The 23,693-nt window shown below is 65.6% G+C and carries 27 protein-coding genes; all 27 read left to right on the top strand.

The features are described 5' to 3' along the window. The first annotated feature begins 159 nt into the window (after nucleotides 1-159). The 27 genes from IMZ11_RS02405 (at nucleotide 160) to IMZ11_RS02280 (ending at nucleotide 23,685) form a co-directional block, all read left to right on the top strand. Nucleotides 160-966, top strand: a complete 807-nt coding sequence (locus IMZ11_RS02405; protein WP_228637250.1) for a hypothetical protein — start codon at nucleotides 160-162, stop codon at nucleotides 964-966. 102 nt (nucleotides 967-1,068) lie between these two features. Next, entirely contained in the window at nucleotides 1,069-1,269 is a 201-nt protein-coding gene (locus tag IMZ11_RS02400) for a hypothetical protein (RefSeq protein WP_228637249.1), read from the top strand. A gap of 5 nt (nucleotides 1,270-1,274) precedes the next feature. Continuing rightward, nucleotides 1,275-1,466, top strand: a complete 192-nt coding sequence (locus tag IMZ11_RS02395; RefSeq protein ID WP_228637248.1) for a hypothetical protein — start codon at nucleotides 1,275-1,277, stop codon at nucleotides 1,464-1,466. Between the two features lie 687 nt (nucleotides 1,467-2,153). After that, on the top strand, nucleotides 2,154-2,627 hold the full coding sequence (locus tag IMZ11_RS02390) for a hypothetical protein (protein WP_228637247.1): 474 nt from the start codon (nucleotides 2,154-2,156) through the stop codon (nucleotides 2,625-2,627). Between the two features lie 589 nt (nucleotides 2,628-3,216). Further along, nucleotides 3,217-4,272 carry a hypothetical protein gene (locus IMZ11_RS02385; protein ID WP_228637246.1) on the top strand — a complete coding sequence of 352 codons (1,056 nt, stop codon included), beginning with the start codon at nucleotides 3,217-3,219 and terminating at the stop codon, nucleotides 4,270-4,272. Nucleotides 4,273-4,293: 21 nt separating this feature from the next. Beyond that, complete coding sequence (locus IMZ11_RS02380) at nucleotides 4,294-5,808, top strand: phage portal protein (protein ID WP_228637374.1); 1,515 nt, start codon at nucleotides 4,294-4,296, stop codon at nucleotides 5,806-5,808. 3 nt (nucleotides 5,809-5,811) lie between these two features. After that, complete coding sequence (locus IMZ11_RS02375; protein ID WP_228637245.1) at nucleotides 5,812-6,792, top strand: hypothetical protein; 981 nt, start codon at nucleotides 5,812-5,814, stop codon at nucleotides 6,790-6,792. 321 nt (nucleotides 6,793-7,113) lie between these two features. Then, the gene (locus IMZ11_RS46600; protein WP_374461973.1) at nucleotides 7,114-7,629 is read left to right on the top strand and encodes an HNH endonuclease; all 516 of its coding nucleotides are present in this window, start codon (nucleotides 7,114-7,116) and stop codon (nucleotides 7,627-7,629) included. A gap of 161 nt (nucleotides 7,630-7,790) precedes the next feature. Then, nucleotides 7,791-8,615 (top strand): hypothetical protein, encoded by an 825-nt coding sequence (locus tag IMZ11_RS02370; protein WP_228637244.1) that lies wholly within the window; start codon nucleotides 7,791-7,793, stop codon nucleotides 8,613-8,615. A gap of 19 nt (nucleotides 8,616-8,634) precedes the next feature. After that, the gene (locus tag IMZ11_RS02365) at nucleotides 8,635-9,486 is read left to right on the top strand and encodes a hypothetical protein (protein WP_228637243.1); all 852 of its coding nucleotides are present in this window, start codon (nucleotides 8,635-8,637) and stop codon (nucleotides 9,484-9,486) included. Nucleotides 9,487-9,521: 35 nt separating this feature from the next. Continuing rightward, complete coding sequence (locus IMZ11_RS02360) at nucleotides 9,522-9,911, top strand: hypothetical protein (RefSeq protein ID WP_228637242.1); 390 nt, start codon at nucleotides 9,522-9,524, stop codon at nucleotides 9,909-9,911. After that, a complete protein-coding gene (locus IMZ11_RS02355) occupies nucleotides 9,911-10,213 on the top strand; it encodes a hypothetical protein (protein ID WP_228637241.1) in 303 nt (100 codons plus the stop codon). Before IMZ11_RS02360 ends, IMZ11_RS02355 begins: the two co-directional genes overlap by 1 nt. A gap of 35 nt (nucleotides 10,214-10,248) precedes the next feature. After that, nucleotides 10,249-10,794: a hypothetical protein gene (locus tag IMZ11_RS02350; RefSeq protein ID WP_228637240.1), complete on the top strand. Its 546-nt coding sequence runs from the start codon at nucleotides 10,249-10,251 to the stop codon at nucleotides 10,792-10,794. After that, nucleotides 10,791-11,180, top strand: a complete 390-nt coding sequence (locus IMZ11_RS02345; protein WP_228637239.1) for a DUF6093 family protein — start codon at nucleotides 10,791-10,793, stop codon at nucleotides 11,178-11,180. Before IMZ11_RS02350 ends, IMZ11_RS02345 begins: the two co-directional genes overlap by 4 nt. 9 nt (nucleotides 11,181-11,189) lie before the next feature. Further along, nucleotides 11,190-11,582 carry a hypothetical protein gene (locus tag IMZ11_RS02340; protein WP_228637238.1) on the top strand — a complete coding sequence of 131 codons (393 nt, stop codon included), beginning with the start codon at nucleotides 11,190-11,192 and terminating at the stop codon, nucleotides 11,580-11,582. Next, entirely contained in the window at nucleotides 11,579-11,983 is a 405-nt protein-coding gene (locus tag IMZ11_RS02335; protein ID WP_228637237.1) for a hypothetical protein, read from the top strand. The genes IMZ11_RS02340 and IMZ11_RS02335 overlap by 4 nt, the downstream gene beginning before the upstream one ends. 66 nt (nucleotides 11,984-12,049) lie before the next feature. Continuing rightward, entirely contained in the window at nucleotides 12,050-12,373 is a 324-nt protein-coding gene (locus tag IMZ11_RS02330) for a hypothetical protein (RefSeq protein ID WP_228637236.1), read from the top strand. A gap of 212 nt (nucleotides 12,374-12,585) precedes the next feature. Continuing rightward, entirely contained in the window at nucleotides 12,586-13,071 is a 486-nt protein-coding gene (locus IMZ11_RS02325; protein ID WP_228637235.1) for a hypothetical protein, read from the top strand. Nucleotides 13,072-13,073: 2 nt separating this feature from the next. Continuing rightward, the gene (locus IMZ11_RS02320) at nucleotides 13,074-13,562 is read left to right on the top strand and encodes a hypothetical protein (protein ID WP_228637234.1); all 489 of its coding nucleotides are present in this window, start codon (nucleotides 13,074-13,076) and stop codon (nucleotides 13,560-13,562) included. Between the two features lie 38 nt (nucleotides 13,563-13,600). Next, complete coding sequence (locus IMZ11_RS02315) at nucleotides 13,601-13,981, top strand: hypothetical protein (RefSeq protein WP_228637233.1); 381 nt, start codon at nucleotides 13,601-13,603, stop codon at nucleotides 13,979-13,981. Nucleotides 13,982-14,232: 251 nt separating this feature from the next. Then, entirely contained in the window at nucleotides 14,233-18,105 is a 3,873-nt protein-coding gene (locus IMZ11_RS02310; protein WP_228637232.1) for a hypothetical protein, read from the top strand. Nucleotides 18,106-18,181: 76 nt separating this feature from the next. Beyond that, nucleotides 18,182-18,472, top strand: a complete 291-nt coding sequence (locus IMZ11_RS02305) for a hypothetical protein (RefSeq protein WP_228637231.1) — start codon at nucleotides 18,182-18,184, stop codon at nucleotides 18,470-18,472. Between the two features lie 30 nt (nucleotides 18,473-18,502). Further along, a complete protein-coding gene (locus IMZ11_RS02300) occupies nucleotides 18,503-18,946 on the top strand; it encodes a hypothetical protein (RefSeq protein ID WP_228637230.1) in 444 nt (147 codons plus the stop codon). Nucleotides 18,947-19,036: 90 nt separating this feature from the next. Further along, nucleotides 19,037-20,944 (top strand): phage tail domain-containing protein, encoded by a 1,908-nt coding sequence (locus tag IMZ11_RS02295; protein ID WP_228637229.1) that lies wholly within the window; start codon nucleotides 19,037-19,039, stop codon nucleotides 20,942-20,944. A gap of 26 nt (nucleotides 20,945-20,970) precedes the next feature. Further along, complete coding sequence (locus tag IMZ11_RS02290; protein WP_228637228.1) at nucleotides 20,971-22,131, top strand: hypothetical protein; 1,161 nt, start codon at nucleotides 20,971-20,973, stop codon at nucleotides 22,129-22,131. Next, a complete protein-coding gene (locus tag IMZ11_RS02285) occupies nucleotides 22,131-22,874 on the top strand; it encodes a hypothetical protein (protein ID WP_228637227.1) in 744 nt (247 codons plus the stop codon). The genes IMZ11_RS02290 and IMZ11_RS02285 overlap by 1 nt, the downstream gene beginning before the upstream one ends. Before the next feature lie 13 nt (nucleotides 22,875-22,887). Continuing rightward, nucleotides 22,888-23,685, top strand: a complete 798-nt coding sequence (locus tag IMZ11_RS02280; protein WP_228637226.1) for a hypothetical protein — start codon at nucleotides 22,888-22,890, stop codon at nucleotides 23,683-23,685. Nucleotides 23,686-23,693 lie beyond the last annotated feature (8 nt).

Raw genomic sequence — 23,693 nt, 5'->3', positions numbered from 1 at the left:
CACTTCAGGAGGTGGTCCATGGGACGCCACGGCGCATGGAACGAGCACGACCATCCCCGCGACCCCCTCGGCCGCTTCGGGCACGGCAACGGCGGAGACGGCCGCGGCACCGCAACCCCGCACAGCATCAACGCGAGAGGCGGCGACGGCCGGCGCGGAATGCCCGACACCATCGCCTCCGCGGACATCACCCTCCACAGCGGAGACGAACTCGCCCTCGACCGCCACGCAGACGGCAGCCTCACCCTCGCCACCGAACGAGCCCAGGTGACGCTGCAAAAGCATGAAGCCGCAGACCTGACGTACTACCTCGGGCAGATGTCCGCCGGAGCATTCGGCGATGGCGAAGAGGCGTGGATCAAACGCACCGAGACCAACCCGGACGGCACGCCAGGCTCATTCGGCCTCGCCGTACTCCTACGCCAGGACAGCGACAACACTTACAGCCTGCACCTGGCAGAGACCAGCAACCCAACCCCCGACGACGTGCGAGCGACACCCGCCCTCCGCCTCGGACGCAAAGACGTCGACCAGATCGAGAACGCCGACGCCGACCTGTCAGCCGCCTCACGTGTGGACACCGGCAACGGCGACGTCGACGTCTTCGTCAACGGCGAAGGCAATCCCGCCTTCCGCCACCTAGGAGACGACGGCAAGCCAGTCGAGGTGGCGTTCACCCCGAAGAGCTTCGAAAAGATCGTGGACGCGGTCAATGTCGTATACGAGGGCTTCGACGAGCTGGAGCAGTTCCACAAGGGCGACGCGGCAGATCACGTCACCCGCGTCGACGTCCCCACCAGCGCCGGCAAGGTCCGAGTCGAGGCGTTCGGTGAGTGGGGGGACGACAAGACGGGCGACCGCATCGAGATCACCGCAGCCGACGACTCGTGGGGAGTTGTCATCGACGGCTCGCGGTTCGACGAGTGGAGCGACGCCATGACCCGCGTCAACGACGCAGTCTGGTAGCTCGCGAGCCCCTGCCGATCGTTTACGTTTCCCCAGCTCGCCGAGATGCGACCTGCGTCTTTATCAATAGAACGATCAATGCACCCCCCAACGGAGGTCGGGTTGGACATCAAACTGAAGATCAAGCTCAGCGACGGTGGAGAGCTTGAAACCACAACCTCCGACTTCGCCAGCAGAGACGAGATGCTCGCTGGACTTCGCAACATCTGGAACGCACCCGCAGCCTGCATGACCATCACCAACCCTGACGGCAGCGTCGTCCTCATGAACCGAGACCACATCGTCACCGTCACGATTGGCTGATCGCCATGCCCAAGAACGCAGGGAAGAGCGGCCACATCCGCGGCATCACCCCAGGCCGCGAAGACGTGTACCGCGAACTCAAGCCGAGATACGGGAAGACGAAAGCGGCGAAGATCGCCAATGCGGGGAAGACGAATGAGCAGCGCTCCCGTATGGCGAAGAAGGCCGCACGCACCCGCAAGGCCCGCAGCGGGTAAGGCGACTCAAGGCTGCAAGGTCACCACCTGGTGCAGACAGTGATCTGCTCCCAGAAGATGGGCTGACCGTCGAGCGGCATAGAGCGCGCAACCCACACGTCGTTGCGGTGCGTCCCCGGTATGCAGCCCCACAGGTCCGCAGTAGCGTCCCGACCTGGCGGCCCCATCGGGCCCGCTGGCCCTTCAGGTCCCTGCTCGCCAGCGGCGCCAGGAACGCCGCGAAAGAGTTCGGTCCCCCCGAACACTCGCACCCCGCCGAACATGAGAAGCGCCCCGACAAGCCCTCCAAGCACAGCCGCCTTGAGCATGCGCCGGCCTTCTAAGTCACTCTGCTCCGTCACGAGCACGGGAACCTACGCCCCCTGAAGCTCGCGAGGGGCGCGCGCAGGTATCGGTTCGGGGTCAGCCGAGGTGTCGATCATGGGCTTCTCATTCCACTGCGAATGCACGACACATGCCAAATCGGACATAAAGGGGCATAACCCCCAAAGTGGACATTCAACAGGAGACCGCGGGGGAGAGCTCTCTTTGGCCGGGCGGGTTCAAAAGGTGATCATGCCCCTATCTTCCTGCCCGCCGCGCTGAAGCGCCTGCCTTCGAGCGGTGCGGCATTCAAAGCTTCGAGGTTCGGCGCAAGGCCAAGCCTCACCTCATCGCCGCGCAACGCGGCTTGTAGGGAGATGCATCATGCCCAGAGGTGGAGCCCGCGTGGTTTCAGGGCCGCCGCCGGACCCGAACGCGCTGCGGCGTGACCGGCCCGGTGACGCGGCGACATGGACGACACTGCCGGCGGAGGGACGCGCGGGGAGCCCTCCGGAGTGGCCGCTACTGGAGGCGGATGGCCGCGAGTGGGAGCTGTGGGCGGACCTGTGGACGAAGCCGCAGGCGATCATGTGGGAGCGGCTTGGCCAGTGGTATGAGGTCGCGATGTGCGTCCGCATGCTGGCGCGTGCCGAGCAGCCGAAGTCGTCGATTGAGCTCCAGAAGGTGGTCCGGCAGTACTTGGATTCGCTGGGGCTGTCTACGCAGGGGATGTTGCGGAACCGCTGGCGGATCGCAGCGAACGAGGTCGCGGAGAAGCGGGCGACCAAGACGCCGCGGGCTGCTGCGGGAGCGTCGATGCGGGATCGGCTGAAGGCCATCGATGGCGGGGGAGCGTAAGCCTCGTCCGCTGCTCGTCGCCCCGTCATGGGTTGAGGCTCACTGCGTTGTCCCGGACGGCTTCCGTCTCGGGGCTCCGTTCCGGCTGTACGACTACCAGCTGCGGTACTACGCGAACTTCTACCTGGTGCGCGGGGACGCGCTGTGGATCCCGTCGGATCCGGTCTTGGGGCCGGCGTTCGTCTACCGCCGCGGTCTCCTTGCCGGGCCCCAGAAGTTGGGGAAGGGCCCTCACACTGCTTCGCACGTGTGCGTCGAGGCTGTGGGGCCGGCGTTGTTCGCGGGCTGGGCCGGCCGGGATGACGGGTACGCCTGCTCGGACTTCGGCTGCGGCTGCGGGTGGGAGTATCCCTACGAGCGCGGCGAGCCGATGGGGATGCCGTGGCCGACGCCGCTGATCCAGATCACTGCGGTCAGCGAGGAGCAGACGGACAACATCTACGGTGCGCTCCGGCCGATGATCGATCAGGGGCCGTTGTCCGATGTGATCCCGAAGACGGGCGAGGAGTTCATCCGACTTCCGGGCGGTGGCCGGATCGACACGGTGACATCCTCGGCGAGGTCCCGCCTGGGCCAGCGTGTGACGTTCGTGCCGCAGGACGAGGTCGGCTTGTGGACGCAGTCGAACAAGATGGCCAACGTTGCCGACACGCAGTACCGCGGTCTTGCGGGTATGGGCGGGCGGTCGTCGCTGACGACGAACGCGTGGGATCCGTCGGAGTCGAGTGTTGCGCAGCAGCAGTTCGAGTCGTCGGCGACGGACATCTACCGGCAGTTCACGCAGCCGCCGGGGCATCTGTCGTACCGGAACAAGGCGGAGCGCCGGAAGATCCACCGGATCGTGTACGGCGAGGCGTTGCGGGAGAACGGCGGGCATGTCGATCTCGATGCGATCGAGGCCGAGGCGGCGGACTTGCTCGAGCGGGACCCCGCGCAGGCTGAGCGGTTCTTCGGTAACCGGATCGTGTACGGCGCCGGCCACTACATCGACGGTGATGTGTGGGACTCGAGGGCCGATGTCCGCGACGTGCCTGACGGTACGGCGATCGTGCTCGGCTTCGACGGTTCGGACGTCGACGACTGGACGGGCATTCGCGCCGAGACGGCAGACGGCTACCAGTTCACGCCGACGTTCGGCCCGGATGTGACGCCGACGATTTGGGACCCGGCGAAGTTCGGCGGCCAGGTGCCGAGGCTGGAAGTGGCCGCGGCCGTGGATGAGCTGATGGATCGCTTCAAGGTGGTCCGCTTCTACGGAGATCCTCCTGGTTGGGCGTCCGAGCTGGACTCATGGGTGGAGCGGTACGGCGAGAAGGTCGTGCTCCGCTGGGCGACGTACCGGACGGTGCAAATGCATGCCGCGAATGAGCGGCTGCTGACGGACGTCACGAAGGCGGATTCGTCATTCGGCCACGACGGGTGCCCGGTGACGGCCATCCACGTGCGGAACACGCGGAAGGCTCCGCGGCCGGGTCAGCGGTACGTGCTGGCGAAGGCCAGCCAGACACAGAAGATCGACCTCACGGTGTGCTCGGTCCTCGCCCATGAGGCGGCAGGAGACGCGACCGCCGCTGGCCTGTTCAACGTGGCGCCGGCGGCCGAGAACCTCATCTACACGGCTTCCTCCACTCGTTTACGCAGATAAGGCGGTGGTTCGGTGGTCGAGATGTCGGACGATGCGCGCTCGGCCATCCGGATTCTCAACCGCCTCGTTGAGGAGTTGCAGCGTCGGGAGAGGGAGATCACGACGCGACTCGACTACTACGAGGGCCGCCACAAGATCTGCTATGCCTCGCCGGAGTTCCAGGACTACTTCGTGGATCGGTTCGAAGGGTTTGCGGACAACTGGTGCGCGCCAGTGATCTCGGGTCCGACCGAGCGCATGAACATCCTCGGCATCCGCGTCGATGACGCTGACCGCAAAGCAGACAAGGATCTATCGCGGGCATGGCGCGCGGCGGACTGCGAGCGTGGATCCTCTGAGGCGTTCGTCGTCGCCTTGGCCGCGGCCCGTAGCTACTGCCTTGTCTGGGGCAACCCGGCCGATGAGGAGACGCCGCGGGTCACGTGGGAGCGGCCGGATCAGGCCATCGTCGGATACGACTCGGACACGGGGGAGCGGGCCGCCGGGTTGAAGCTGTGGCGGGACGACACCACCGAGTACGCCACCTTGTATCTGCCGGATGAGGTATGGAAGTTCTCTCGGCCGGCTTACGCCCGTTCGGGGTACACGGTTGCGGGTCTGGTCGTCCCTGATGAGGGGACGGTTCGTAGTCGCGGCGCTGGTGCTTGGGAGCCGCGGCAGGGGCCCAAGGATGATGCGTGGCCGATCCCGAACCCGCTGGGTGTAGTTCCGCTGATCGAGATGCGGAATCAGACGCTGCTGGATGACAAGCCGCTGAGTGACATCTCTGGTGTCATCGCGATGCAGGACGCGATCAACTTGACGTGGGCGTACTTGATGAATGCCCTGGATTTCGCGAGCTTGCCGCAGCGGGTGGTCATGGGCACGGACGTGCCGATGCTGCCGGTCTTGGACAGTAATGGTCAGGTCATCGGCAAGCGCCCGCTGGAGCTCGATCAGCTTGTCCGGGACCGGATCCTGTGGATCCCGGGGGAGAAGGCGAACATCGGTCAGTGGTCTGCGGCTGACCTTTCCGCCTACTCGGGTGTGATCGAGCGGGCGATCGAGCATATTGCCGCGCAGACGAGGACGCCGCCGCACTACTTGATCGGCCGCGTGGCCAACCTCTCCGCAGAGGCCTTGACCGCGGCTGAGACGGGTCTGACGGCTAAGACGAATGAGCGGATCGTCTACGTCCAGTCGGCCGTCCGTGAGGTCTTCGCGCTCATGGCATCCGTGATGGGTGATGACGCGAAGGCCGATGCCTGCCGCAGTGGCACGGTTATCTGGCGGGACGTCCAGTTCCGGGCGATGGGCCAGAAGGTCGACGCGCTGATGAAGCTGAAGTCGATCGGTTTCCCGCTCCGGTGGATCGCCGAGCAGTATGGCTTGGAGCCGCCCGAGGTGGATCGGGTGATGCAGATGGCTGAGGATCAGGCGGCGATGGATCCGTTCGCCCAGGCGGTCAACGGGAAGCCGGATCTGCCGGCAAGCCCACCGACCGCCCAGCCTGGCGGCGATCCCTTCCAGCTGGAGCCGGCCGCGGCTGGAGGGTAGTCGGTGGCTACTTCGCAGCAGGTCGCGCAGGCGTTTCACAGGCAGCAGCAGCAGATCTCTGCGGCGGCGACCCGTTCGGTTGTCCAGCAGTTCAGCCAGTTGGATGAGCATGCGCTGTCGGAGTCGTGGTCTGCCGGGATTGGCCGGTCGATCACGGCGACGGTGTCACAGGCTCAGCTCACTGCGGCGTCTGGCGCGGCTCCCTATCTGGCGGATCTGGCTGAGGCGCAGGGCGCCGCAGGGCAGGTTGCCGCTGCGGTGCTGATCCCGCAGGCGCTGTCGGGGATCGCGTCGGATGGGCGTCCGCTCTTTTCGCTGCTGTATCTGCCGATCCTGCTGATCAAGAGTCTGCTGTCGCGTGGCGCGAAGCTGCCGGATGCGATGCGGCAGGGCCGGACCATGCTGGCGTTGCTCACTTCGACACAGGTGGCCGACGCCGGCCGGGCGGCGGTGACCGTGGGGATGACTGGGGACCGCGGGTGGGTCTCCTACGTCCGGTTCTTGAAGCTGCCGTCGTGCGGCCGGTGCATCGTCCTCGCTGGGCGGGAGTACTCGTGGTCCACGGGCTTCCCTCGTCATCCGCAGTGTGACTGCTACCACCTGCCTATCCGGAGGGATAGTCCGGAGCGGCTGCTCGTTCAGAGCCCGGCTGAGGCGTTCGCGGCGATGACCCCTGAGGAGCAGGACAAGGCGTTCACGAAGGCTGGCGCCGAAGCTGTCAGGCTCGGCGCGGACATCGGCCAGGTGGTGAATGCCCGCCGCGGTATGCAGACCGCTATGGGTGGCCGTCTGGTCACTACGGAGGGCACGACCTCTCGCGGTATCGCTGGTAAGCAGCTCGGCAACCTCAAGAAGCAGCGGGGCGAGCGGTACCGGCGTAGCCAGACGGTACGGCCGATGCCCGAGCAGTTGATCAAAGACGCTGGCGGGGACCGCGAGCTTGCTGTCCAGTTTCTCCGCCGGTTCGCCTACTTGATGGGCTAAAAGGTGTACAAGGTCACCGAAGTTGTCAGTGAGGTCTGAGATACTGAGACCCACATTCGAATAAGGGCCCCGGCGACGACTGCAATCGTCCCGGGGCGTGGCCAACCTGTGTGAGAGGTTGACGTGACAAAGCCTATATGTCGCTGGGCTGCGGGTTGCGACCGACCCGCGGCTAGTCGGACGCTGTGCAAGCGGCACTACGCGCGCGCACGCCACAACGGAACGCTCGATGACTACACGATAGAGCGATTTTGCGAGGAATGCCGTCGGCCGCTTCCTGCTGACGCTCGAACTACTCGGCGATTCTGCTCCCGTCTCTGCATGATGGCGGTCTTTCGGCGGGGAAACCGCGAACGGCTTCGAATCGCTGCGCTGGAGCGCCGCCGAGCGACGGCGGAGGAACGTCAGAGGCAGCGCGAGGAAGCCAAAGCGCGGGCAGCTCGAACTTGCGAAGAGTGTTCGCAGCCGCTTCCTGCTGACGCTCGGTGGAATCGCCGGTTCTGCTCGCAAAAGTGCGTAAACGTGCGAAGCCTTCGCACCAAGCCTGAGCAGAGGATACAAAGCAATCATCGTCGTCGGGTACGTATGCGGAGCGGGCTAGCGTTCAAGGTCACGCCGCGCGACTGGGAGCGGCTCGTTGACCGATACCGCGGCTGCTGCGCCTACTGTGGCAAGTCTGGCCCCATGACTCGCGACCATATAATCCCGATCTCGCGAGGCGGCTCGCATTCGATCGGCAACATCCTTCCAGCGTGCTGGTCGTGCAATAACGGAAAGCGAGCCAAGCTCCTCATGGAGTGGCGAATGCGTCGCGCCAAGCGACGATCCACCATCTAGTTCGCCCGTTCAGTGAAAGGGGCGGCACCGCCTGGTGCCGCCCCTTTCGCGTTCACGGCCTACCCGACTAGTCGCCGACCAGTCAGCTTGCCCGGCATTTCGTCATGCCTTCGCGCAACGCGTCGGCTTCCACCACCTACCCCGCAATGGGAGAGGAATCAATGATCGAGTTTGACCTGCCTGTCCATCCGCGTACCGGTCTTCGGGCGATCGGCCTGCTCCGCAATGGTGCTCCGATCTGGCCTGTGCTCGGCGGATCGGGGGAGGGCGACGTCATTGTTCAGGACGCCGACCCGGTTCCTGCTTCGGCCGTCGACGACGAGCCGGAGGCGCAGGGCTCCACCGGGGAGCCCGATCAGGAGCCCGACGAGGATACGGATGAGCCGCTCGGCTCTGCGGGGCTGCAGGCCCTTCAGCGGGAGAAGGAGCGGCGGCGGGTGCTCGCCCGTGATCGGCGGCAGGCAGTTCGGGAGCGCGATGAGGCGCTCGCCGAGCTCGCTCGCCTGAGGCAGGCTGCGGAGAAGCCGAACGGCAAGGACGGCGATGGGGAGGAAGCTGGCCCCGACCTGGACGCCATCCGCAAGGAAGAGGCGGAGAAGGCGAAGGCCGCGGTCAAGGCGGAAGTGCTGAAGGACCGCGTCAGCGACAAGATCGAGGTTCTCGCGGCGAAGCGGTTCCAGGATGCAGACGTTGTCCGCACGCTCCTGATGGCTAGTAGCGAGATCGAAGACTTCCTCGACGGCGACAAGATCGACGCCGAGGCGATCAAGGAAGCTCTCGATGAGCTCCTTGAGAAGCGGCCCTATCTGGGTGTGGAGGCGCAAAGCCCCCGCCGGTTCAAGGGCTCAGGTGACGGCGGTGCCCGCAAGGGGCCCACGGGTCCGTCGCAACTCACCGAAAACGACCTCAAGCGGATGTCTCCCGAGGAGATCGTTCAGGCGCAGCAGGAAGGGCGCTTCAACGACCTCTTGGGCACTTCGCGCTGATCAGTAAGGACTCCACAACATGAGCATCACCCGATTCCGGCCGGAGATCTGGAGCGCGAACCTCCTGGTCGGCCTGCGTAAGGCCTTGGTCTATGCGGGTCCCGGCGTCGTCAACCGCGACTACGAGGGTGAGATCCAGGAGGCCGGCGACACTGTCCGGATCACCTCGATCTCCGATCCGACGATCGGTACGTACGTGCCGAACAGCACCGCGATCACGCCCGAGGAGCTCACCGACGCTCAGCGGACGCTGCTGATCGACCAGTGCAAGTACTTCGCGTTCAAGGTCGATGATGTGGACCAGCGTCAGGCGCGTGGCAACGTCATCCCTGAGGCGATCTCTCGCGCCGCATACAAGCTGGCCGACGTCGTCGACCAGTACGTGGCGAGCCTGTACACGACCGTCGCGACGGCGAACGCCCTGGGCACTGTCGCCGTCACCGCGGCGACCCCGACCGACGCCTACGACAAGGTCCTGGTCCCGCTGAAGGTCAAGCTGGATGAGGCGAACGTCCCCAACGCGGGCCGCTATTGCATCATCCCGCCGTGGTTCCACGGACGCCTGCTGCTGGATGGCCGGTTCATCAAGCTCAACGAGTCCGGCACGCAGGACGGTCTGCGGAACGGCATGGTCGGTCGGGCCGCTGGCTTCGACATCCTCGTCTCGAACAACGCGATCAACGTGACCGGCGACGACTACATCGTGCAGGCGGGCTCTCCGATGGCGATCTCGTTCGCGGAGCAGATCAACAAGACCGAGGCGTACCGGCCCGAGGGCGGCTTCTCCGACGCCATCAAGGGCCTCGCGGTGTATGGCGCCAAGCTGGTTCGTCCGGACTGCATCGCCACCGCCGCCGCGTCCCAGACCTGATCCCGACAGATACCAAGAGAGTGAGGGCCTGACTCATGGCTCGTACCGCTGTCGCGTACAGCAACCTCGTCCCCAACGGCAACCTTGCCGACCCGACAGGCACCGCGACCAACGCAGGCGCCGGCAACGGCCACGTCATCCCGGCGGCTGGGCCCAACGGCAAGGCATTCCCCGAACTGACGATCCTGCGGGTCATCGCGGGCGCCACGGGCGGCAACGTCACCGTCAAGGCTGGCACCAACCCGCCTGCTCTTGCTGCCGGCCAGGGTGACCTGGTGGTGGCCGTGGCCAACTCGGGCACACAGTGGATTGGCCCGTTCGAGTCCGGCCGCTTCCTGCAGTCGGACGGCACCATCCTGGTCGACATCGCCGCCGGGTTCGTCGCGGGCACCATCACCGCGTTCAAGGTCCCGAGGAACACCTGATGGCGGACCGCGAAACCGGATTCTTCCGGGGCGCGGGCGGTGTCATCTGGGAGATGGATTTGCCGCTTCCGGAGGTCATGGCCGACCAGCTCACGAAGGGCTACCTGACTCGCGTTGCCGAGGACGGTAGTCCTTACGTCGAATCCGTCGCCGAAGAGGAGCCGGGGGTCGAGCTTCCGCCCGCAGCCAACGCCTCCAAAGCGCATTGGATCGGCTATGCGGTCCGCGTCCACAATGTGCGCCCGGATGACGCCGAGGCGATGACGAAGAACGACCTGATCGAGAAGTACGGTCCCCGCTGACAAGAGGGCGGTGACTTGTGGCATCTCTCGCAACCATGGCTGATGCGGCGCGTCTCGGCTACAGCCTCACCGCAGGCGAGGAGGAGGCTCTGCTGGCTCGCGCGTCGGCTCGAATCCGGCGCGAGGCGGGCCAGCAGATCTCCTCGATCACGTCCACGGTGACGCTGGACGTCCATGGCGGCCGGGTTCTGTTGCCGGGCGGCCCGGTGACTGCTGTCGCGTCGGTGGCGCATACCGCAGCCGATGGCGGGGCGGCGATCACCGGGTGGCGCTGGAACGGCTACGACAAGGTCTATCAGCTGCCGCCGTGCGCGCAGCAGGTGGCGGTCACCTACACGCACGGGTTCGTGACGGTTCCGGACGAGCTGGTGGAGCTGGTGTGCTCGGTCGCCCAGCGGCTGGGGACATCCGATGGTGCGACGGGCATGGAGGCTGGGATTCGGTCGGAGTCGATCGATGACTACTCGGTGACGTACGCGTCGGAGGCGCGTGAAGATGCGTCCAGTCTGCTGCCGGGCGAGGTTCAGTCGCTGCGGTCGGTGCTCGGCACGCCGACTGCGTTCGTGGTGAGCCCGAAGTGAGCGTCGCATCGGCCCTCGCGCGGGGGCGGACCGCGGCGCTCCAGTTGATGGTGGATAGCTGCCGGATCGAGCGGAAGACCGGGAGCTCGTTCAACGAGGCGTCCGGTGCTGTCACCGAGATGTGGGTTGAGGTCTACGCGGGGCGGTGCCGGGTCAAGGGCGGCAGCTCGGGTCGTGACGCCCAGTATGGCGAAGGCGAAGTGACCTTGCACCGGTACGAGGTCCGCATCCCATGGGACGCCGTCGCGGAGATCAAACGCTGCGACCGGCTGACCATCACAGCCTCCGATGACGCGTGGGTCATCGGCCGGCATCTCGAAGTGATCGATGTGACTTATACCGGTACGTCCACTGCTCGCAAGATCTCCGCTGAGGACCGAACCTAGGAGGTTCTCGTGGCCGATCTGGACCTCGACGGCTCGGAGCTGCTGAAGCTGGCCGAGGAGATCGGCGCCGACGCGCACAAGGTTGCTGAGGGCGCCTACCCGCTGGTCAAACAGTACGCCGAGAGCCTGCGGAACGATTGGCGGGATAACGCCCGCAGCACAGCCCGCCGACACGGCAAGCACTACCCGCGTGCGATCACTGCCGAGCAGGAGTTCTCCCGCACGGATGTGATCTGGGAGGTCGGCCCGGAGTCGCAGCGGAAGCAGGGTGACATGGGCCGCGGTTTCGAATTCGGCGGCGCCCATCAGCCGCCGCACTGGGACATGAGCATCGCTGTGACGGGCGTCGAGCCGAAGTTCAACAAGGCTGTGGACGATCTGGCTCGGAGCTTCTTGTCATGACGACGCCGTTGGAGTCTCGGCCGCTGGTCGAGGCCATCATCGCCATGCTCGAAGCCCAGGACGTGGCCGTCTACTGGGGCGGTGCGCCCACTCCGACGCCTGAGATGCCCTACGTCGTCATCTACCCCGATGCGGGGTTGGAGTCGGCGTACAACCGGACTCTGGGGAACGCCGCTCCGAACGAGCTCAGGTATCAGGTGACGTCGGTGGGGGTGACTGCCCAGCAGGCCGCGTGGGCTGCTGACCGTGCGGCTACGGCGCTGCTCGGCAACACTGTCGCCGTGCTTGGCCGTCGGGTGTGGCCGACGGTTCGCGAGGGTTCGCAGCCTGTCCGCCGCGATGACGCGTCCGCTGGCCTCTGGTTCTCGACGGCCCAGTACCTGACGAGATCCGACTCCTGAAGCCCCTTCACTGACCGTTTCAGCCCGCCACCGTGCGGGTATTTTCCTGCCCTGAGGAGAGCCCGTATGGCTACCTATTCCGCTCAGGCGATCACGACCGCCGGAGCCACGCTGACGTCTCGGACTGCGGCGTCAGGAGACAAGATCAACCCTGATGACAACCTGGCGCTGATCATCACCAACGGGTCCGGCGCGTCGATCACCTGTACGGCCGACGTCCCTGGCACCACCCCATACGGCGAGGCCAACCCTGATGCGGTCCGCACGATCGGGGTGGGCGCGACGGTCGGGTTCAAGCTCCGTCGGGACTGGGCGTCGCCCACGGATGGGCTGATCGCCCTCGCCTGGTCGGCGACCACCTCGGTCACCTACTACGTGGTGCGCCTCTGATGGCCCGCATCCGGGTTCGTGACCCCTATCAGGCCGAGTTCGAGATCGACTCCTCAGCAATCGCCTTCTGGGAGAACCGGGAGGGCTACACGGTCCTTCCTCCCACAGCACAGTCGGAGGCCGACGACGTATCGGCCACTGCACCCAGTACGCGTCAGCACACCACCAGGGCGGCGTCTCGGCCTGCCTCGGACGACAAGGAGTAGCAGGCCATGAGCAAGCGTCTTACTGACGGCAACACCAAGGCGACGTTCGTTCCGGCGATCTCTTCGATCACGGCTCCCACTGTGGCGGAGCTGACCGACGCGTCGATCGTCGTGCTCGAGAACACGGTCACCGATGACGGCCTGAAGGTCGACTTTGATGAGGGCACTGTGGCCGGCAACGTGCTCGCCTCCACTCAGGACTTCGAGTCGCCCGGCCGTTCGAAGGCTCAGATCGAACTCACCTACTACCGAGACTCGACCACGAGCGCCGACCGCATGTGGTCGGTAATGACTCGCGGCACCCAGGGCTTCCTGGTGGTCCGCCGCGGTGTCACTGCCGACACTGCCTATGCCGCCTCCCAGAAGGTGGAGGTCTACCAGGTGACCTGCGGTGAGCGGCGCCCCCTCGCGCCCGAGCGCGAGTCGTACGAGAAGGTGACGCTGAAGCTGTACGCGTCCGGCACCTACAACCTTGAGTCGACGGTGGCCTGACCTTGGCGACCTTCGAAGAGATCCGGGCGCTGTCCAAGCTTCCGGAGAAGACCGTCCCGCTATGTCTCCGCGGCGACCTCCAGGCCGAGTATGAGGAGCTGGAGCGTCAGCTGAAGGCGGCGAAGGCTCGGCGGGGCGGGACGCTCTCCGGCAGCGGCGACGACGTGAAGGCTCTCGAAGAGCAGGTCAAGGCTCTCAAGGAGCAGATGGCCGACAGCACGGTGGTGTTCACCCTGCGTGGAGTGACCCGCTCGAAGTGGTCGAACCTGAAGGCTGAGCACGCGCCGCGGGATGAGGATCAGGTCAAGGGCATCGACTACCACGGCGAGGAGTTCCCTGTCGCCGCCGTGCAGGCTTGTCTGATCGATCCCGCGCTCACCATCAAGGAAGTCGAGCAGCTCGTCGATGAGGTGTTCACGCAGGGGCAGTGGGACGCACTGTTCTGGCAGACGTGGATCCTCAACCAGGGGACTGTTGAGGTCCCTACCTAAGGTCTCGCATCCGCGAATCTCCTGAGCACGCCCAGGAGATGGCGGTTGCGCAGACCTACCGGCTGCCTCGGGACATCATCTTGGGGCGGGAACTGCGCTCTGTCACCACCTATGAGTACGACGATGATGGGCGTCTCGTGCGGTCGGTGACGGTGCATGAGAACCCGTGGGACGCACAAAACGTCGGCTGGGCTGTCGCGAAGATGGCCGAGGACGCAGACCGCTGCCCCGGCTGTCGCATGTCTCTATCGGAGACCACCGCCATGCGCGACGGCGAGCCCGCGCACAGCTACCACGTCGACATTCCACGGGTGTGCCGGGCGTGTGAGGCGCTGGCGAAGCGCCAGGACTCTTACGCCAAGGAGTACGAGGACCCGTATCCCGGTGCGAAGGTCTGGGAAGTCGAGCAGAGCGACTGATCGGCTACTTGGACTGTCGGTTGGATCGTCCGGCGAGCTTGACTGCCGCGAATACGACGCCGAACAGGACGACAAGAACGACCAAGCCGACGAGCAATTCGGTGGGGCCGATGTTTCCCATGGCGGGTCCTCCGTACTGGTGGGCGATTCCCCGATCCGTTTCGCGATGATGGCACGTTCCTTCCGGCGTTTGCGGCTGATTCCACTCGATCTGTTATGAGAGCGACGCATTTGGCGGAGGTGAGATCGCCTTGGCCGAACGCAGCATCTCGACTCGTTTGACGCTCAAGATTGCCAACTTCCTTGCGGGCGCGGACGGCGCGAAGCGCGCCTTGGGTGATCTGAACCGCAAGTTCACTGAGACTGCGGGCTTCGCGGCCGGCTTCCGCAAGAAGCTCGACGACGCGTTCAAGCGCCTTCCGAAGATCGAGATTGACGCGAACAGCACGCCGGCAGAGGTGAAGATCGCCGAAGTTCGGTCGAGGCTGGAGCAACTTCGGGACAAGAAGGTCGGCGTCGACATTGACGCCGGCGCTGCGCTCGCCGAGATGCACATGATTCAGCGGGAGCTCGCGTCGATCGACGACCGCGACGTGTCCTTCGACGTCAAGGCCGGCATCTCCGGGGCGATGGCGGAACTCGCCGCCGTCGACGCGGAGATCTCCCGTCTGGACGGGCGGGACGCCCAGGTACGTGTTCACGCGGACATCTCCGGGGCGATGTCCGGGATTGCCACGGTGGGGGCTGCCCTGGCGGCTCTCGCGGCGACGCCGGCGATCGTGTCCATCGGTGCCGCAGGTCTGGCTCTGGGCAGCGCGTTCGGCGCGGCGGGTGCTGGCGCGCTTGGCATGGCGGCTGTTGCGGTGCCAGCGCTCGGCCGCGTCAATGAGGCGCTCAAGCAGCAGGAAAGCTCGGCCGGTGGCGCTGGTGGGGCGGTCAAGTCTCTGGCGCAGAAGCAGGCCGAAGCCGCTGCTGCTGCGTTGCGGCTGGCGCAGGCTCAGGAGCGGGTCCGTAAGGCGAACGAGTCAGTCAAGGACGCAGCCCGCGGGGTTGTGCAGGCTCAGCAGGATGTGAAGCGCGCCCAGGACGCTGTCGCGCAGGCATCCGCCGACGGCGCCGCTCGTGTCGCTGACGCTGTCCGGCGGGTCAGTGACGCGGAGCGCCAGTACTCCGATGCGGTACGCGCGAGCAAGGACGCGCAGGAGGGCCTGAACGACGCCCGTCGTCAGGCTGTGAGGGACCTTGAGGACCTCGGGAACCGGCTGACGGACACCAAGCTCGATCAGCGTCAGGCGGCGCTGGATCTTGCTGACGCTGAGAAGGCGCTCAACAAGGTCAAGGGCAACAAGAACTCTTCGGCTGCGGACATCGAGCGGGCGACGATCGCCTACGAGCGCGCCCAGCAGCGGGTCAAGGAGCTGGCGACCTCGGTTGAGCGGCTCACCGCCGACAAGGCTGAGGCGGACGCGAAGGGCGTTGAAGGTAGCGACGTCGTCAAGTCGGCTCAGGACCGGCTCGCGGATGCGAATCAGCGGGTTGCCGACAGTCAGAAGGCAATCGCGGACGCGCAGGCGAACGTCGCGAAGGCGCAGACTGAGGCGGCTCAGAGCGTGGCCGCCGCCCAGGACCGTGTCGCATCGGCGCAGGAGAAGCTGATCGACGCCCAGCGCCGGTACAGCGACGCACAGCGTGACGCGATCATGGCCGAGCGGCAGTTGAAGCTGGAGAAGCTGCAGCAGAAGGCGGCAACCGAGCAGGCCGGCGCGGCTGCCGGTGGCGCCGCGTCGAAGATGGCCGAGCTGACGGTCGAGGAGCAGAAGCTCGCCAAGGCGATCAAGGGTTTCCAGGACGAATACCAGGCGTGGCAGCAGGGCCTTGAGGGCGATGTGTTCCCCGCGATCGTCGGCGGCTTGGACCTGGTCAAGGCCGGACTACCCAAGATCGCGCCGCTCGTGAAGACGGCCGCCAAAAGCTTCGTCAATTTGGAGAAAGACGCCAAGAAGGCTCTTGAGGGGCCGTTCTGGGACCGTTTCATCTGGGACCTCAACACCTACATGCCGGGAGCTATCCAGAATCTCGGCCGCACCACGGGCAATGTCTTCGCCGGAATGGCCGGCGTTGTCGACGCCTTCCTGCCGCATTCGGCGGCTGTCACCCAGTCCATCGAGGACGCCTCGAAACGGTTCGCCGAGTGGGGGCAGAACCTCAAGGATTCGCCCGGGTTTAAGGCGTTCATCGCCTATGTGGCCGAGCAGGGCCCGAAGGTTAAGGAGATCTTGTCGAACGTCGCAGAGGCGGTCGGGAAGATCTTCCAGGCTGGGCTCGATGTCGGCCCTGGGGCGCTGGACATTCTGGTTGCGGTGTCGCAGAAGCTATCCGAGCTTAGTCCCGATCAGATCAAGGCAATCGCGACCGGTGTTGGGCTGATCTTCGCAGCGCTCAAGATCGGTCAGACATTGAAGATCACTGCCCTGCTTGGGCTCGCCGAAGTGATCGGTAAGCTGCCGCCTCCGGTGCTGTATGCCGTCGCTGGCGGCATCGCCGCTGTCGTCCTGGCCGTCAAGGGCGTCCAGGCGCTCAAGAGCGTCACCCAGTGGTGGGGTGACATGCGGGGCAAGATCTCCGATATCGGCGAGGCGGCAAGTTCGGCCAAGTCGAAGGTCTCCGGCCTCGGTGAGAAGGTCGGCGGTCTCGGCGAGAAACTGGGCGGCTTGTCCACGGTGGTTGGCGGGGCGGCATTGACTGGCGGCCTGATGGTCCTGGAAAGCCGGTTCGCGGATGCCGCGACCGCTGCGGACCGTTACGCCGGGAAGGTCTTGGCGGCAGCTGGTAGTGACCTTGATTCGCAGATCGCGGCCGTGAGTCGCGAGCTGAAGAAGCAGAACGACCTCCAGGGCCCGAACATCGCCAACTGGATCTACTTCACCTATGCGGGGAAGGAAGCCGGCGATCGGGCGGCGACGCTCCAGGACAAGCTGGACGAGCTCAATTATCAGAAGGAGCTCGCAACGATCCAGGCCGGGAAGACCGGCGACGCGTACACCACCATGGGCGGCAAGATCGATGGGGCCACGGACGCCGTAAAGGGTCTGGACAAGTCTCTCGACACCTTCACTGCCCGGACTGACGTCGCGGCGGCGCTGCAGAACCTGACGAAGGACTACAAGGACGTCAAGCAGGCGATTGACGAGGCCAACGGCAAGCTGGACGTGAACGCCGGGAAAACCGATGCGCAGAAGAATGCCATCATCCGCGCGCGTGAGAAGTTCGCGGGCTACCTCACTGACCTCAGGAACGCGGCGGACGCGCAGAAGGGCCTCTCTGGGAAGACGTTCGACTCGACGAAGACGATCGTCGAGCAGTTGCCCAAGTTGTTCGACCTGGCTGGCAAGAACAAGGAGGCCAGGACTCAGGTTCTGCTGCTGGCTGAGGCATATGGGATCTCCCGTGAGGACGCTATCAAGGCGGCCAAGGGCGGCAAGGACCTGAAGGAAGTCCTGGACAAGCTGAAGTCAAAGTCTGTCCGGATTGATGCGAACACCAAGCCCGCTGAGGGCGCGTTCCAGTCCTTCCTCAACACGATCAACAACAAGGTGGCGTCACTCACCATCACGGCCGAAGTTCGGTATCAGCAGGCGAAGAAGACCGAGGCCGCCCGTAACAGCGCGGACGGCAACATCTTCATGGCCGACGGTGGGATCACCCGCTTCGCCAACGGCAGCGAGAAACACGTCGCCCAGATCGCCATGCCAGGCACCCGGATTTGGGCCGAACCTGAGACGCAGGGAGAGGCGTACATCCCACTCGCCCAGAGCAAGAGGCCGCGGTCATTGGCGATTCTCGACCAGGTGGCTGAGATGTTCGGCAAAGCGGTCGTGCCCGCGACCGCCGCGCCAACGCGGTCGGCTCCGGTGCAGTCTCGTCCTCGGGTGCGGTCGGCGCCGATCCAGATAGGCGGCCGAGGAAGCAGTGGCCCGGTGATCGACGGCCGGGTTATTGAGCGGCTGGAGAAGGCGCTCGCCTCGCGGCCTGCGTTGAACATCGAGTCGATGCCGGTCTATGAGACGGCGGACGTTGATGTGGTGTTGGCGAGGGCGTCGATGAAGATGGGCGCCCGCGGCTGACCTTCCTCCGATTGGCCCTGAGTCGAGTCCGGCTCAGGGCCTTTCTCCTCCTTTACCAACGAGAGGCGGTTTCGGCATGTCCGGATACGACCCTGCGTGTGGCGTGCCGTACGGCGAGTGGCTCAAGCGCAAGGGGATTGGCTTCAACCCGAATGGCGTGGTCCGTACGGAGCGGGTGACCGCTGAGGGCTACCTGCCGTCCGGCGAGCGGTTCAAGACCGTGCAGGACGAGCTCGGCAACCGCGTGCGTGAGCGGTCGGCGGAGATGGGCGTGAGCACCGGCCAGGACGTCCATATTGCCGCGCCATGCGTGACGGCGACGCTCGGGACGACGGAGACCCGCGACGTTCAGCCCGCGACCGGCTGACATTCCAGTACACGAGAAGAGGAGCCTTCGGTGGCGATTACCGCGTCCGGCTTGTACTACCAGACTTGGTCCAAGATCCTCGACGCCACGCAGCTGGCGGTGGATTTCGACGCCGAGAACCACAAGATCGCGCTGTTCACGAACAGCATCACGCCCAACTTCAGCACCGACTCGAGCTACTCGTCGTCGCCGTACACGTCCGGCCAGTCCAGCGGCACCGGCTACACGGCTGGCGGCCAGGCGCTCACTGGTACGGCGATCTCCGAGTCCCCGACGAAGACGATCAAGTGGGCTGCGGACAACATGCAGTGGACCAGCAGCACGATCACGGCGAGGGCGGCGTTGATCTACGCCGACGCGTTGGCCGGGAAGAACTGCATCCTGCTGTCGAATTTCGGGTCCGACTACGCAACAGTTTCCGGCACCCTGCTGATCACCTGGAGTGGTAGCGGAGTTATGACCATCGCCCTGTAGAACGATCCGTTCCGAAGTTAACCCGCCGCCGCCTCCGGGCGGCTTTTTCGTGCCCGCCAGCCTTCGCGACCTGACAGGAGGTAGTGGCGCGTGCTGAAGAAGAACAGCTTCAACGGCGGCACATCCGGCGCGACGATCACCACCGCCAACTCCGGCGGAACGAGCGGCGACGCGTTCACTTCGGTGTCCGGATCCCCAACATTCTCCACCAGCCAGGCGACGGGCGCCCGGTCGCCTTTGGTGGCGAGCGTCCCGTCGGGCGCGTTGTCGTGGGAGTCGTTAGTCGTCTCGGGGCGAGACGTCTACGTCCGGGCCCACATCTACATCACCGCGTCGCCGACCGCCGTGGACTCGTTCATCATCCTCACCAATGACGCGAGCTTCTCGACTGTCGCCCGGGTGCACATCGACACCAGCCGCCGCCTCTCCGTCCGCAAGGACGGGTCAACCACCGACCTTGCCAAACAGACCGGCGGCATCCCCACCAACCAGTGGTGCCGCATCGAGGTCAAGCTCGGCATCGGCACGACGACGTCCAACGGATCATGTGAGATCCGCCGCTACGACTCGGCGGACAGCAGCACCTCCACCGAGACCACCACCGCTTCCAGCATCAACCTCGGCACCCTCGTTCCCGACGCGATCACCTACACGTATGCGTCGAACCTGACGTTCTTGTATGACGACATCGGCGTCTCGGACACTGGGTTTCTCGGCCCGGCCACAGTGGACGCCACTGCCGCTCCGAGCGCGGTCGCTGCTGTCTCTGCGATCCCCGCTCCCGCGTTGTCGATTCTGCCGTCGCCGGCCGCGGTCACTGCCGTCTCGGCGGTTCCAGCTCCGACGGTCGGCACGGGCGCAAGCTTTGCTGCTACCTCGGTGGCTGCAACGGCTGCCGTACTCTCACCCGCGCTCGGGGCAGGACAGTCCGCAGATACTGCCACGGTCAGTGCATTGGCTGGCATCCCATCGCCGACCATCACCGTGGGCGACGTGGAGACGGTCGCGCCGACCTCGGTGGCGGCCCTCTCGGCGGTCCCGGCCGCCACACTCAGCGTCGGAATATCCATTGCCGCCCATGTGGCGGCAGCAGCGAGCGTGCCAACACCATCGCTTGCCACGGACAAGACGGTGTCGCCCGTGACCGCCGCCGCTGTCGCTCAGGTGCGGCTGCCGGAGATCAGCGTCCCCATCCTGCCCGGAGACCTGATCACCAAGCCGGGCCAGGTCGAGTACGACGGCAACCTGTGGGGGGAGGGCACACCATTCAGAGTCGCCGAGATCGAGGGCTGGGGCACGCCCAGCATTGACAACGGCAACACGCTCCGACCGGCACGACACGGTGCATGGGCGGGACGGAAGCTCGCGCAGCAGCGGCTCGTCACCATCCACTTGCAGGTCCTTAGCGGAGCTGACCCGACCCAGGTTGATGACCTGCTCGACGAGCTCGCCGCAGCTACGGCGATCCCGGATGACGAGAGCGAGTTCCCGCTCGTCATTCGCGGGTACGGCCCGAAGCGGATCGCGTACGGTGCCGTGATCGACTTCCAGCCCCCGATGGATGCCGACTACTCGGTGGGCATGCCGTCAGTCGGCGTCTTGATCGCTTGTTCGGATGCGCGGAAGTACGGCATGACCACCACCTCTGTGGTCGTAGCGAACGGCTCATCCACGGCCGCGGCCAATGCGGGCAACACCGGGACGCATCCGATCGTGCGGATCAACGGCCCCTGCAGCAAGCCAGCGGTCACGAACCAGACGACGAGCAAGACCTTGGCGTTCAACATCACTCTCGGCGTGAACGAGACCCTTGTGGTGGACACCAACGCCGGGACCGTGCTGCTCGGCACGGCAGACCGGATGTCCGCCCTGTCTGCACTCTCTGTCCCTCCCGAGGAGTGGTACCTCGCGAAGGGGACCAACGTCGTCTCCTACTCCGCCAGTACGGGCGGATCTAACGGTGTCGAACTCGAATACAGGGACGCCTATCTGGCGTAGGTTTGCCGATCCGGCGAGGGGGTGCGATGCCCGCGCCCTCCTACCGGTATGTCTTCGCCGACCTACTGACGGACGCCTACATCACCGATCTGCCGCTGCAGGACGTGTCGTTCGACCGGCGCATCCTGCAAGCCGGAACCTTCTCCGCGTCGGCGACGATCCCGAACCGGACCCTGGCTGATCAGGTTGCTCGCGTTGTGCCTCGCCATCCTGACGAGCTGACGACTGGGCCGGGCCGGACGGTCTGCCACGTCTACCGAGACGGCGCCATTTGGGGCACCTACCTGATCTGGCAGGCGAGCGTCTCACGCTCAGGCCGCGGGCCTATCCAGGTCAGGCTGCAGGGCTCCACCTTGGAGTCCTACCTCGAACACGTGACCATCCGGACAGACCTGACGTATGAGCAGGTGGATCAGATCGCCATCGCCCGGGACCTGCTCACCACCATGCAGTCCGTGCCCCGCTACAACGTCGGCCTGCAGCTGCAGGGCGGCACATCAGGGGTGTTGAGGGACCGCACCTATCTGGCGACGGAGGCAGCGCCATACGGGCAGCGCCTTTCTGAGCTCGCGAACGTGCTGGACGGCTTCGAGTACGTCATCGGAACGACCGTGGATCAGGCGACGGGTGTACGAACCCGCCGCTGGCGGTGGGGCTACCCGCAGCTTGGCGCGCTCGACTCCGACTACGTGTTCGCCGAGCCGGGCAACGTCTTGTCGTGGCAGGAGGACATCGACGCTCTACGCGGAGGTACTGCCTTCCTGACGCGCGGCGAGTCGATTAATGACGACGTCACCGAGGCGTCCGCCCCTCTCACCTCTGACATCTACCTCGCTCAGGACCATCTGGACGCGGGCTGGCCTGGCCTGGATATGACCGTGGACTACTCCACGGTCAAAGAGGTCTCCACCCTCAACGACTATGCGTCCTGGTGGGCCACCCATCGCGCGGGCGCTGTCCGCGTCCATCAGGCGACGGTGCGGCTCGACTCGGGGACAGCGTTCTCGCCGGCCGACTTGGGCAACTACGTCCGGCTGATGCTGGTGAACGATTGGTGGCCCGTCATCGACGGCGTCGCGAGCTTCTCCAAGTCGTGGCGTGTGGTCGGCATGGGGGTGCGGCCCGTCTCGCGCAGCAGCGGCCAGGAGGAAGCCACGCTCATCTTCGAAGAGGCGGTCGATCCCTGATGCCGGTCTTTCCCGATGATCTGCTGTTGACGATCCGCCAGTTGCAGGCCGACGTGCGGCGGCTGTTTACGAGCCTCGCGCACAGTGAGCCGTTCACGCGGCTGATCGCCCGGCAAATGCAGGTCGGCCAGGACGCGCCACAGAGACGGATCATCTTCAACCCTGACGATGCCCCGTCCGGTAGCGCCCAGATCTCCATGGTGCCCACGGGCAGCTCGAATGCGGTCCGACTGATCGCGGACACGGATGCCGCCTACCCGAACGAGGCCCTTTTTCACGCGGTGTCCGGCTCGTCGTCGTCCGGCGACAGTGAGTTGCGGATGGCGTCCGGCGAGGTCTTCATGCGGATCCGCGACTCGGGCGGTTCCGATGCTGGCGGGTACGCGTATTGGGGCCGCTCTGAGGCGATCTTCGGCTACAGGTCGTCGTCGAGTAGCAACTACTTCCGGTTCGGTTCGAGCATCTGTCGCCACTTCGGCAAGTGGGACGACTTCGCGAGCCTCCCAAGCAACGCAGGCCTGCTGTGGGGCTCCATCACGGTCGGCGGTAGCAACCTCGGCTGGATCATCATCTATCCGGCGACCATGCAGTCGAACATGGGGCCGATCATCGGCTTCAGGCCCGGCACGTCCACGGACGGCAAGGTCGAGTGGGCCATCACCGCCTCCTCGACGGACCGGTTCACCGTGTCGTGGTCGATCGCCCAGTCCGTCGCCATCTACATGTGTTCGTTCCGCCACTGACCAGGAGGTTCGTGTGGACATTGGTCAGATCTGGCACTGCGAAGCCTCCTATAGCGGTGACGCGATCCAGGACCGGGCCGACCTGGACGACGTCCATCCGGCGTGGGGCATCCACATGCACTGGCCGGACATGGATGAGGGCCGTGGGGCGTCGCTGGGGGCGACGATCTACCACGCTCGCCTCGAGAGTATGTGTGCCCGCTACGGGTTCGACGTCAACGACCTCGAGGGCATCGTTGACACGATCCTGCACCTGCCCCCGTTCGACGCCCACGATCCACTCCTGGACGAGCACCCCAATCCGGGTGTCCACCGGGTACGCCAGGCGATCGTTGAGATGCCGGACCCGCAGGACCCGCGCATGCCCTACTCGGAGCGGCGGGACGTGTTGATCGCCCATGCTGATGCGGTACGGCAGCACATGCTGTCCATCGACCACGCGCCCCGAGAGGACAGGCAGGCGGCGTTGGACTTCAGGTCGGCGTGCATCGACGTGCTCGAGGAGCAGTGCAACGCCGACGGCATACCGCTCCCGGCGCGCTTCCGCCTCAACCGCGAGTTGCGAGCGCCGAGGAACCCTCTCGCCCCGCTGATCGACGGCGGCCCGCTGGATGGCCGGCGCGTCATGGCTCGTCGTGCTCGGGACGAATACCTGGCTGCGGCGGCGGACCGGGCGTCCGACCCTGCGGTGGTCGCCCTGCAGCGCCCGCAGACGTTCGGGTTCTCGCTCGACGTGCCGCGGCTGGTTCCCGCCGCAGACCCGCAGGCGCCGTCAGGGCCGGTAGAGGTCGCGGTGCGCCGGGCGCGCTGACTGCATTA

Origin of the sequence: Microtetraspora sp. AC03309 (genome assembly GCF_020826795.1) — a bacterium.
GTDB lineage: Bacteria > Actinomycetota > Actinomycetes > Streptosporangiales > Streptosporangiaceae > Microtetraspora > Microtetraspora glauca.
This window is presented reverse-complemented; position numbering and strand designations above follow the sequence as displayed.